The 11,731-nt window shown below is 36.6% G+C and carries 7 protein-coding genes; 4 read left to right on the forward strand and 3 right to left on the reverse strand.

Annotated elements, in window-relative coordinates:
- Positions 1-20: 20 nt before the first annotated feature.
- The gene (locus AC3DU7_RS02275) at positions 21-1,703 is read left to right on the forward strand and encodes a ShlB/FhaC/HecB family hemolysin secretion/activation protein (protein ID WP_488037747.1); all 1,683 of its coding nucleotides are present in this window, start codon (positions 21-23) and stop codon (positions 1,701-1,703) included.
- Between the two features lie 1,050 nt (positions 1,704-2,753).
- Here the strand turns inward: AC3DU7_RS02275 and AC3DU7_RS02280 are convergent.
- From AC3DU7_RS02280 to AC3DU7_RS02290, 3 genes are all read right to left on the reverse strand, one after another.
- Positions 2,754-3,662: an O-methyltransferase gene (locus AC3DU7_RS02280; protein ID WP_488037748.1), complete on the reverse strand. Its 909-nt coding sequence runs from the start codon at positions 3,660-3,662 to the stop codon at positions 2,754-2,756.
- A gap of 488 nt (positions 3,663-4,150) precedes the next feature.
- Complete coding sequence (locus AC3DU7_RS02285) at positions 4,151-5,125, reverse strand: diiron oxygenase (RefSeq protein WP_488037749.1); 975 nt, start codon at positions 5,123-5,125, stop codon at positions 4,151-4,153.
- 171 nt (positions 5,126-5,296) lie between these two features.
- A complete protein-coding gene (locus AC3DU7_RS02290; protein ID WP_488037750.1) occupies positions 5,297-6,310 on the reverse strand; it encodes a TauD/TfdA family dioxygenase in 1,014 nt (337 codons plus the stop codon).
- A gap of 839 nt (positions 6,311-7,149) precedes the next feature.
- Between AC3DU7_RS02290 and AC3DU7_RS02295 the strand changes: the two genes are divergently transcribed.
- From AC3DU7_RS02295 to AC3DU7_RS02305, 3 genes are all read left to right on the forward strand, one after another.
- The gene (locus AC3DU7_RS02295) at positions 7,150-7,743 is read left to right on the forward strand and encodes a formyltransferase family protein (protein ID WP_488037751.1); all 594 of its coding nucleotides are present in this window, start codon (positions 7,150-7,152) and stop codon (positions 7,741-7,743) included.
- 206 nt (positions 7,744-7,949) lie between these two features.
- The gene (locus AC3DU7_RS02300) at positions 7,950-8,564 is read left to right on the forward strand and encodes a LysE family translocator (RefSeq protein WP_488037752.1); all 615 of its coding nucleotides are present in this window, start codon (positions 7,950-7,952) and stop codon (positions 8,562-8,564) included.
- Positions 8,565-9,072: 508 nt separating this feature from the next.
- On the forward strand, positions 9,073-11,703 hold the full coding sequence (locus tag AC3DU7_RS02305) for a CHAT domain-containing protein (RefSeq protein WP_488037753.1): 2,631 nt from the start codon (positions 9,073-9,075) through the stop codon (positions 11,701-11,703).
- The last annotated feature ends 28 nt before the right edge of the window (positions 11,704-11,731 follow it).

Here is an 11,731-nt window from a genome sequence, read left to right on the forward strand (position 1 = left end):
CTCAACCTTAAAAAAAAGTTATGATTGTCTGGATAATAATTATTATTTCTTTATCTTATATTTCTACTTCTGAACCTGCTATTGCTCAAACAACTACTCAAACAACTCCTAGGCCAGTTAACCCTAACCCTCAACCAATACCAGAAGGAGAACCATTACCTCCACCAGATGATTTGCTCCAACCTCCACCAACATCATCTCCATCTCCCGATTCACCTCCTCTGCAAATTCCAGGTAAAATTACAGTAACCCAATTTGTAGTTGTTGGTAGTACAGTTTTTAGTTCTACACAATTGGCGGAAATTCTTGAACCTTTTACAGGCCGACCTATTTCTTTTGCAGAATTACTAGAAGCACAAACAGCAGTAACTCAGCTATATTTTGATCGAGGATATGTTACTTCTGGGGCATTTATTCCCCCACAAACCTTGCAAGATGGTACAGTTACAATAGAAGTGATAGAAGGGATAGTTGAAGAAATTGAGATTTCGGGGTTAAAACGACTTAATTCTGGTTATATCCGCAGTCGAATTGAATCTGGTATTAAAACTCCTTTAAATCAAAATGATTTATTTCAATCTTTACAGTTACTTCAACTTGACCCCTTAGTTGAGAGATTATCTGCTAATTTAACAGCAGGTTCTCGCCCTGGTTTGAGTAGGTTAGAGGTTGAGGTGGAAGAAGCACCTGCTTTTTTTGCTCAACTTTCTGCTGATAATTTACGTTCTCCTAGTGTGGGTACTGTTCGTCGCCAAGCTCAACTTTCTCATAGTAATTTGACTGGGCTTGGCGATCGCCTGAATGCAACTTATTACAATACAGATGGTAGTGATACTCTTGATGACTTTAGTTATACTGTTCCCATTAATTCTAAAAATGGAACTATTAGTTTACGTCATCGTCGCACCAGTAGTGAAATTATTGAAGAACCTTTTAATGAACTAGATATTGAAACAAATTCTCGCACTTATGAGATGAGTTTTCGCCAACCTATTTATCAAACTCTTAGTAAAGAAATTGCCCTGGGTTTTACAGGTTCTGTAGATGAATCAAAAACTACTTTTAATGGCGAGCCTGCTCTCGATCCAAATGATGGGGAGATTAGAATTTCTTCAGTTCGTTTTTTTCAGGAATATACTTCTAGGAGTACTAATGATGTGTTTGTGGCACGGTCAGAATTTTCTTTAGGAATAAATGCTTTTGATGCTACTGTTAATGATGAAGCTCCAGATGGGAGATATTTTTCTTGGCGGGGACAAGCACAATATTTACGTTTATTTGCACCAGATACAGTTTTTTTAGTTAGGTCAGATATTCAATTAGCACCTAGAAGTTTGTTTCCCCAAGAACAGTTTAGCTTGGGAGGTGGATTAAGTGTGAGAGGATATCGTCAAGATGCTTTAGTTGGTGATAATGGTTTGTTTATTTCTGGTGAGTTTCGGTTCCCTATTCTGCGGGTACGAGAGTGGGATGCTACTGTACAATTAACTCCTTTTGTTGATTTTGGTACTGTTTGGAATAGTAATGAAGTTGAGCTGGACGAAGAAACTCTATCTTCTGTCGGTGTGGGTTTAAGAATTCAAGTAGGAACTCGTTTTTCGGCTCAATTAGATTGGGGAATACCTTTTGTAGATATAGAGAAAAATGGAGATTCATTGCAGGAAAATGGCGTATACTTTTATCTGAGATACAGAGCTTTCTAATCATTTATTAATCAAATATTTCCGATTTTTTAAGCTATAAAAAAATAATATTAGATAACTAATTGTATTCCGAGTTTGAAGTCAAAAGTTAAAATTAGTGGGAAATTATTACTCATCAGGACTTATTATCATGTCCGCTGGTATCGTTTGTGTAAAACTAAGGGTGAATATCTATAAGAAATTTACCAAAAAATTGTGGGTATGCGCCTCCCCTTTTAAGGGGATAATAAAGAAAAATTTTCATGAATTTGTCAATCCTATCCGTTTTCAAGGAGAGGTCATTATTCATTATTCATTATTCATTATTCATTGTTGAAGTTTTTTCAAGTTTTTAAGCCTTCTTCCATCTTCCTTCTTTCTTTTTCCTTACCTTCACGCTTAAAATACCGGTGCTACCCTATATGATATGATTCCTCTAATTTGGGGTCATGTTAATCCTTACGGTACGTTTCATGCCAAATCCGCATACAATAAAAGGTGTTAATTAGGGCTTGCTGATTAAATCTAAAGGCATTGATACATAAAGACTTTGGCTTTTTTGGGGTCGAAAAAAGTCTGCCTGTTTCAGTCTAAAACGCTCAAAAAGCTAGTATTTTGGGACAATTATGGCAGAAAAATCACTATTACAATTCTTACCCCTACCTCCTCACTCATTCCTATTTCTCCTGTCTCCAGTATAGCTGTCTCCTACCCCTACTAAAAGACTTTTGAGCGCAAACCCTAATTAGTATATGTATACACCTTTTTTTTAACCCGGATTTGGTATAATTTTAGATTTGAATGAGCGTTTGCCCTGCAATTGAAGGTTGTTAGAGGTATGTTTTCTGTCATGAACTATATCATTTTAGGTTATTTTAAAACAAATATAAATAAATAAAAGTTATTAAAACAGCTAAGATTTAAGATTTTTCAAGTTCTGAAACCTTTACATAGATAGGGTTTCGTTGATAGATTACCCCTAGTGATAGCTTCGCTATATTTACCCCAATTGATAATTTATGAATAAGAATTGATTTTATTTTTAATCTTTGGAGATGTCTAATCCACTAGCTACTGTTTGCGACTACCTCGTCTGTATATTCCTATCCCCTCCGTTGTAGAATAGCTCGCAGAAAAGGAAAAGTTGCTCTTCAATAAGTCGAAGAACTTAGAAAACTCTGACAGATTGCGAGATATTTTGTGATTAAAATAATCATCGTCAACCATGTTTTCCAATAAGATATTGTGGCAAAGTAGCACACTACCTTGACTCATATGACTAAGGCAAGCATTAGCGAGAGGATAATAAACAGCTTTCCCTCTAAAATCTGGATCCTCGCAATTATTACTTCCCTCTGCATCTAGAACAACGAAGTCGAACTGATTATCTGAATGAGTAAGATAGTCAGTTGCTTCAACAGGTATCACATCAAAGTAGCCAGAGAAACCCAAAGATTTGAGATTACTTGAGGCAACTTGACATACATCTTTATCCTGATCGACGAAATATGTAAAGCTATTGGATGCCTTAATAGCGGGCATTATCCAAATACCCCAGTACCCATAATATGAGCCGAGCATAATTGCAGAAGTAGGCTTCAGTATGTGAGAAAGTGCAAATGCAATCCGCTCCTCTTCAGGAAATATGAAAGTTGAATAACCTCCATGGTCGAAGTTAGAATGTACGAGAGCGCGATAAGACTCGAATTCGTTTTTTGGATATGAATTAGACTCGATCACTCCAGATTCTTTCAAATCATTCAAAATCTCGTCAACTAGCACTTCTTCAGACAAAGGGAATCTAGATGAAAGGTGAAGCTGATCCTTTGTAAGAAAGATATCCACGATCTCATCTTCATGTTTTATAATCTCCTGATAATATTTTTCTCTAGAAATCAACCCTTCCCTGTAAAGCGAGTAGAAGCTATAAGGCTTCATCACCTTTTCTATTTTGTTGTAAACTGCACCTGCAAAATTCATGATTCCCTCCATAATACGGGTAATGTAGATATGTAGTTGTACGAGACAATATTCGTTATATCGAACAGAGTAGGGGAGAGCTGTTCGCCCCTACATCTTTAATTTCTGTTACTGATGATAGACCAGTAGGTAATTATCTTGACCATAAAATTTTCAGCTTTCCAATTTTGACTAAATAGGGTTTGCTTATGGAAAGTCTTTTTGCTCTTTGTAGGGAGTAAGCATTAGGCAGTAGTTAGGACGTAGAATAAATGGGAATGACAGAGTCAGTGGCTTAAACAATAGTCAGAGTGATTTTTCGACTTTTGCTTCGGTGAAAATCCTCACTTTTTTAACCACAGAAACTGAAAAGATCATAATTTTTCCAGACATAATTTGCCTAAAACCAATATCAGTCAATGCTTTGATCTTTCATCAGCAAGACCTAAATAAACTTTATCTTGACCAACTTTAAACCCTCCTTTTGTAAGTTTCAAACTCCTTCATGTTCATACAGTGATTACCATCTCACTCAAGATATCGACATCAGAAAAAGGTGAGTGTCGAAAACTTCTTAGCGCACTACAAGATACCCCATTCCTTTCCAAGAGGCGTTGGAGGTGTCTCGATGAATTCATGATTTCGTCTAGCAACAGCTGATTATCATAAGACTCCACTATAATAGAATCTGCCGAAGAATGGTCGAACCCGACTTCGGCTAGAGCTTCCCGATACATTCTAATATCGGGCTTTAGAAAAACATAAACAAATAAAGGAAATAATTTTGAAAGTAGCTCCTTTTCCTTCTTAGGTATCCTCTCCCATGACATCAAGAAGAGAGATGAAAAATATTTTCTGTGAAGAGCTTCATCGCTAGCATGGTTAGCAATGCTTCTTCTAACATTATTGAAAACTTTGCTGTCATTTGGAATTTTTCTTAGAGTGGAAGACACCAGGTTTTCGGAAACGATTACAAAGCACAACTCTATCAAATCAGGGTCAATGTCATAAGAATAGTACTGCTTGACTAAATTTATCGATTCGATAAAAGCTGGCTTATAAGCATATTTAAAAACAACGTTAGTCCACTTTTCGACTTCGGCTTTCAGATCGTTATACATACAAGCATGATAAGCTTCATCGCAATAAATTTTATATGCGTCCTTAATTAAGCCTTCATTAGTGATAAAGTCAAACTTGTTGCCAAAAATATTACATAGAGATTTGTTGACAACTTCGCACTCAAGCTGAATTGTAAAGTGTAGATGGATATAAAGTTGATGCAGTAAAAACAAAGATCTGATCTTCAAATCTTTGTTAACTTCAGGATGTGAAGCAATGCTCGAGAAATTTGGAGACCAGAAAAAAAGGTTCTCATTATGAGAGCTTTCGGTGAAGCTACAGTCTCCATTTTTTGATCTGACGGATGACGTATTATCCCAGTTATCAAAAAACGATTTATATTGTATTTTTTCGGCAGTCATTCAAGTTCTCCCCCTGAATTGCTGTAATCTGTTCAAGCTTTTTCTCAAAGACAACCTATGTGTAGATTGCATGGCACCCTAGAGGTCTCGCGGGCACCCTAATAAATCCTTTTTGGAATAGACAGAGTCCTACTCATGGAGAACAATCGAGGTACTTAAGGTGTATGGTCTCTACAAGTTAAGTAATCTTGTACCAGCCATGACTTCCCTCCACTCCCACAAGTCACCAGACTTGACTATGACCCTCTGACACCATCTTTTGCTAGTGCTAAAACTGGAGTGGAAAGGCTCTCTGCCATGGAGAACCTTCCTATTATCGAGTATAAGAAGATCCCCTGGTTCAAGACAAACCTTGATTAAATTTTCGCTCTTGTTGCAGATTTCAATCAACTGCTTCAAAGCCCTTCTACTCTCTGGACAGCTACCTTTAGTATCGTTTAACTCAACACCGATTTGAACCCCTTTGTCGATAACCTGTAGTATCGGCATTAAATCTGAGCGCATCGATCTATCCCCAAAGACTGGAGGAGGTTCATGATAGAAACGAGGTTCACTTAATACCTCAACAACCTCTTCGTCAAGCTTTTGGATAATATCTTCTGCTCTTAATATATAAGTGTGGACTCTTTGATGCGGTTCTCCTCTTAAACATAAGAATAATACGTAGCTGGGGAAGTACGGAAATAGATGAATGTCCTCTGTATGAAGGTGCAAGTGAACACTAGATCCCTCGCTAGAAGCAACAGTCTGTTTACTCTTTCTTGGGTAGATATTGTGAATTAGCCTTCCCTCTCTCTCGCTCTTGTAACTAAAAACTTCCCCCATGATTTGGCCAATCCCAACTAAACATGACTCACTGAGCCTAGAGACTCTATGAAATGTATCTGGCAATTCCTCATCTGGAGTGTTGCACAAGGTAGCGTCTATTGGTACATTACGTAGCAATAGAAACCCCTCTTTTGTCAGACCATACTTAAAGGACTGAATTCTCTTGTATGTCTCTGAGGGCAAAAGTCTCCTGATGATATCATGGGAATCTGAAATAAAGTCTTCTATACTTGGCGTGACTCTATCATCCCTATATCTTTGTAAAGCCTCTCTTATGTAAGATGAATCATTCTGAGAAAGACTTAATGATAAATTCTCAAGAATTTGGTTACTGCGTTGAACTGCATTGTTGATCATCTAAAAAATCTTGGTAGTTTGGAAACCTATAACTTTAGCTAGGGTAGGAAAAACGCTCTGGTGACTTAAGTCGCCAGTCTCCTGGAATATTACTCTCCCAATATGTATCTATATATTATATATCTTAGTATATATCCTACTATAAACGTATATTTTTGTCACTGCTATATTCAACACGTATCTGTCGGCTAACTACAGATATGAATTAATTATAGCAACAAAGCCTATTTTCATCGTAAAATTTCTGTAAGTGGGAAACCACTGTCTTTTAAGCGGTGGATAGAAACTACTCGACGGATTAAAATCCGTAGTCAAAAAATGTGTTATAATCAACGAATAACTTAAAAAGTAGGCTCAATGGTCTTTTAGCCAGAAAGAGTAGTGGCAGTTTAGTACCGCCTAGTTAACTACTGCTGTATAAGTACTATGGTACGGTACTGGCAATGTGGTTGTTTTGCCTAGCGGCATACTTCGTAAACTAGCAATGTGGAAATTACTGAAGTCGTCGGGGCGTTTTTCCTTCCCTAGCTAAAGCTAGAGGTTTCCAAACTACCGATATTTTTGAGATGATTAACAATGCAGTTCAACGCAGTAACTGGACTTTTTAATTTTTTACACTGAAAATGGCATCAAACCCAGTATTAGCAAGGAAAATACCTGAACTTGCTTAAAATGGCTGAAACCTAGAAATATCAAGAAAGTGTTTGATTTAAGGTAAAAGCACTACTGTATAAAGGTTTGACCTTATTTTTAACCTGTTTTTTTCTAAAGTCGTAGCTAGTAGATTAGTCTAAGTAGTTAACTTCTCAAAGGCGCAAAGGGCGAACAAGGAGACAAATATGCAAACCTGTAACTTGAATGTACTGCTTCTCTGTAATAGGCTAAGTTGGTGTGATATAGCATATGAGTATACAAAGACTATATTCAAAGATGTGTTTCCTATATTCTGGAATATCGGTGAACCTTATCCGTCAAGGATAGATACGTGGGAGGGGGATTTAATATTATCTTTTAGAGGTGATTTAATACTCTCTCCTGCCATCCTTAACAGAGCATCAAAAGGGGCAATCAACTTTCATCCTGCTCCCCCCCGCTACAGGGGGATTGGTAGTCACCATTATGCCATTTACAACGGCGATTCTCATTTTGGTGTAACTTGCCATCACATGACAAAGAAGATTGACCAAGGAAAAATAATAGAAACAAAGTATTTTTCGATACCGAACTGTGAGACTGCTTCATCACTAGCTCTCAGGGCTGGTGCCTACTGTCTAGTTTTGTTTTATGATATATTATCAGAATTCATCATAGAGAATAAGCCTCTACCAGTATCAGATGAGAAATGGGGAGATGAACTTTACACATATGCAAAACTGAATGCTTGGAAGGAGCAGGTGCGTAGCTTGTATCCGGATCATCTCTGTCTGAAATGATGGGTATCCTTGACTTATGTGGGCTACTTTGAGGATGCAGAGCGTTGCCGTCTTCAAAGCTTGTACAAGCTTCTGTATTGCCAACAGGGTAGATTAAGAGTAAAAGTCAGATCTTGATCCCGGTTTTATGAGCACCCTTGAATTTTAAATTTGATTTACATAGAAAATGAAAACTACTTGGTTTTTTTCTGAATCTCTTTACGTATATGTTGAATGATATCTGGCTTTTTGCGATTACTTTCGCCACATCTGCAGCAACTCCTGGACCGGATGTTGTTTCAATATTCTCAAGATCGCTGAGCAATGGCATTGTATCTACAGTTCCTTTTACTATTGGAATTATTGCAGGAAAGCTAGTGCTACTTACTTTAGCAGTCATGGGGCTATCTACAGTTGCACAGCAATCAGAAGGATTGTTTTCGGTGATAAAAGTCTTAGGAGGTTCTTATTTAGTATTTTTAGGCTATAGAAAATACTTTGCTCGGCCACTTTCAACCTCCCTTATTACCAGCAAAATTGAGATAAAAGACTTATGGACAGAGTGTATTGGTGGTTTTCTAGTTGCCTCGAGTAATCCTCACGCAATATTATTTTACCTCTCAATACTTCCAGGCGTGATTAATGTTAATTCTCTAACTATTGCTATCTACATAACTCTATGTGTAACTGTTACCGTTATTATGTCTCTAATTGCTACGTTATATGCTTTATTTGGCGAAAAGGCTAGAAATTTCCTTCAATCTGTAAAAGCCTATAGAACATCAAGTAGGGTATCAGGGATTATTATGATACTGGTTGGTGTGTTTCTCATCTTTCGCTGAGAATCTGGATTTTCAACGCTATACCCTAGTTGAAGTAAACCACATCGTTATAACCAAAAACCTGTAGGAAAAATGGCCATTTGCTGGCGTAGAGCTGTTGCTAATGTCTCCCCTACTGTGGTCTACCGAAATGAAAACGGCTTTCAATAATTGATAATTGATAATTGATAATTACCTCTCCCTAAAAGCTATCCCTTATAAGGAACTCCTGAAACCTTAGATGGGAGGGTGGGACTGTTTCAAAGTATTGTAGATTAACGATGAGCAGGAGAACGGGAGATGAGGAGATAGTGGAACAGTTGACCTAACACCTAATTCTATGCAGCCTCACATAAAATTGGTATAAGATAATACCATTTATCAAAAAATAGTTTTATAAAATTTTATGTTTTATAGCACTACGCAAATAGGTTAGGACATTGATAAATCCTCAAATTCAGTCAGAGATTACTTCTGAGTTCTGACTTCTGACTTGCGCGTAGCGCTATACCTATTTTGTAGTAAATATATGCTTAAAGTTTTTCTTCTTTCTTCTACCTTAATTCTAGGTATTCAAATTAAACAAGTTCAGGCTATATACCTGAATAATAATCGAGTCACAACCAGCCAAATTAATTGGAATATACTAACTCAAGCACCGACCGCATCAGCTAGTAATTTAGAACTACAAGCACAAAAACTTTTTGAAAAAGGAGATTTTTCTGCTAGTATACCTCTGTTAGAAGCAGCTATTAATAATTATGCCACTCAAGGAGATAATTATAGTCAGATCAGAGCGCTAAGAAACTTAGGTTTAGTTTATCTAAAACTAGGAAAATGGCAAGATACTGAAATTGCCTTGAATAATTGTTTAGATTTAATTCAACAAATATCAAAAACCCAAAAAACCAAAAAAATTACAGCTAGTGTCTTAGAAGTAAAAGGTCAATTAAAATTATCTATTGGTCAAGCAGAAGCAGCTTTAGATACTTGGAAAGAAGCTAGTCAAATTTATGAAAAAATTGGTGATTCTTTAGGGTTTACTCGTAGTGGAATTAATCAAGCTCAGGCTTTACAAGCTTTGGGTTTATATTCTCAAGCATTTAAACAGTTAACAAAAGCTAGACAAAATCTGGAGGAACAACCAGATACAATAGTTAAAGCAAAAGCATTACAAAGTTTGGGTGATGTACTTCGAGGAATAGGTCAACTATCAGAATCTCAAAAAGTTTTAGAGTCTAGTTTGGTAATAGCTGAGAATTTACAGGCGACAGAAGAAATTGCCATAACATGGATTAGTTTAGGTAATACAGCAATTCTTTTAGATAATCCTCAAGCTGCTAAATTATTCTATAAACGAGCTATTGAGGAATCACCTATAGTAGAAATTAAAATTCAAGCAATGCTCAATCAGTTAAATCTAGCTATCAAACAAAAGCAATATTTAACTGCTACAGAATTAGTCACAAATATAGATGACTCGTTAAATCAATTATCTGCTTCTCAACCAGGTATTTATGCCAGAATTAATCTGGCTCAGAATTTAATAGAATTCAGAAAAGAAGTTTTAGCAAATGGTAATAAGAAACCATTATATTCACCAGCAAAAATTGCTGATTACTTAGTTACAGCAGTACAACAAGCAAGGAATTTAGGAGATACAAGAGCAGAATCTTATGGTTTAGGAACTTTAGGAACTTTATATGAAAATAATCAGCAATGGAATGAGGCTAAAGAGTTAACCGAAAAAGCTTTGATTTTGGCTCAAGGTATTAATGCTACTGATATTGTTTATCAGTGGGAATGGCAATTAGGTCGGATTTTGACAGTTACAGGAAATAAAAACGAAGCTATAGTAGCTTATTCTCAATCAGTAAAAAGTCTCCAAGCTTTACGGAGTGATATAGTTGCTATTAGTTCAGAATTAAAGTTTAATTTTAGGGATAGTGTAGAACCTATTTATCGTGAATTAGTAGAGTTACTTTTACAACCTGCCACACCTGGAAAAACAGATATTAGTCAAAAAAATTTAAAACAAGCACGACAAGTAATTGAAGCTTTGCAGTTAGCTGAACTAGATAATTTTTTTCGTAATTCTTGTTTAGATGCCAAACCTGTAGAAGTAGACCGCGTGGACAAAAATGCAGCTATTTTTTATACAATTGTTTTGCGCGATCGCTTGGCAGTAATCTTAGCTATACCAGAAAAACCTTTGGTTTATTACAGCACTAAAATATCAAGAGCGGAAGTCAACTCAAAAGTTGAAACTATGCTACAAGCTCTTACATTTCCCCAAAAGCGAATTTTTATTGAAAATTATTTGGAACCTGCTGCAGAAATTTATCAATGGCTAATTTATCCTGCTGAAGAGCTATTGCGAGACAATAAGATAAAAACTTTAGTATTTGTATTAGAAGGAAGGTTGCGAAGTATTCCTTTAGCTAGTCTTTATGATGGTCAGGAATATGTAATTGAGAACTATAATGTGGCGATCGCTCCTAGTCTAGAATTAATCGATCCTAAACCACTAGCACGAAAGAAACTAGAAGTACTGGGTATGGGAATAACTGAAAGTCGTCAAGGTTTTCCACCACTGCCAAATGTGAGACAAGAGTTAAAAGATATTCAAGCCCAAGCTTCTAGTGAAATTTTGCTAAATGAGTCGTTTACAGAAAATGAAGCTAATACCGAAGTTGCTGATACTCCTTACCAAGTAATTCACATTGCAACCCATGGCGAATTTAGTTCTAATGTTGAAGACACTTTTATTCTGACCTGGGATGATAGGATTAATGTTGAAGAGTTACGAAGTATGATTAAATCTGGCGTTCAACAAACACGTCCTGTAGAATTATTAGTGTTGAGTGCTTGTCGTACTGCCACTGGGGACGAACGAGCAACATTAGGGTTAGCGGGAGTTGCAGTCAGGGCAGGGGCAAGAAGTACTATTGCTAGTCTGTGGTATGTGAGTGATGAAGCAACTGCTGTGCTGATGAAAAATTTGTATGAACAGTTGGTCGACCCAGAAATTACGAAAGCAGAAGCTTTGCGTCGAGCACAACAAAAAATTTTACGAGACGCTCAAACAGAGGAGGTAAATTTAGAATTCGATCACCCCTACTTCTGGTCAACTTTTGTTTTGATCGGGAATTGGTTATAGAAGGAAGAAGTTAGAAGAAGTCAAAAGT

Source organism: Okeania sp. (genome assembly GCF_983059655.1).

What these genes read in the sequence shown, in the direction of transcription:
- AC3DU7_RS02300 (WP_488037752.1), top strand. Translation starts at nt 7,950, where the DNA reads ATGTTGAATGATATCTGGCTTTTTGCGATTACTTTCGCCACATCTGCA.
- AC3DU7_RS02275 (WP_488037747.1), top strand. Translation starts at nt 21, where the DNA reads ATGATTGTCTGGATAATAATTATTATTTCTTTATCTTATATTTCTACT.
- AC3DU7_RS02305 (WP_488037753.1), top strand. Translation starts at nt 9,073, where the DNA reads ATGCTTAAAGTTTTTCTTCTTTCTTCTACCTTAATTCTAGGTATTCAA.
- AC3DU7_RS02280 (WP_488037748.1), bottom strand. Translation starts at nt 3,662, where the DNA reads ATGAATTTTGCAGGTGCAGTTTACAACAAAATAGAAAAGGTGATGAAG.
- AC3DU7_RS02295 (WP_488037751.1), top strand. Translation starts at nt 7,150, where the DNA reads ATGCAAACCTGTAACTTGAATGTACTGCTTCTCTGTAATAGGCTAAGT.
- AC3DU7_RS02290 (WP_488037750.1), bottom strand. Translation starts at nt 6,310, where the DNA reads ATGATCAACAATGCAGTTCAACGCAGTAACCAAATTCTTGAGAATTTA.
- AC3DU7_RS02285 (WP_488037749.1), bottom strand. Translation starts at nt 5,125, where the DNA reads ATGACTGCCGAAAAAATACAATATAAATCGTTTTTTGATAACTGGGAT.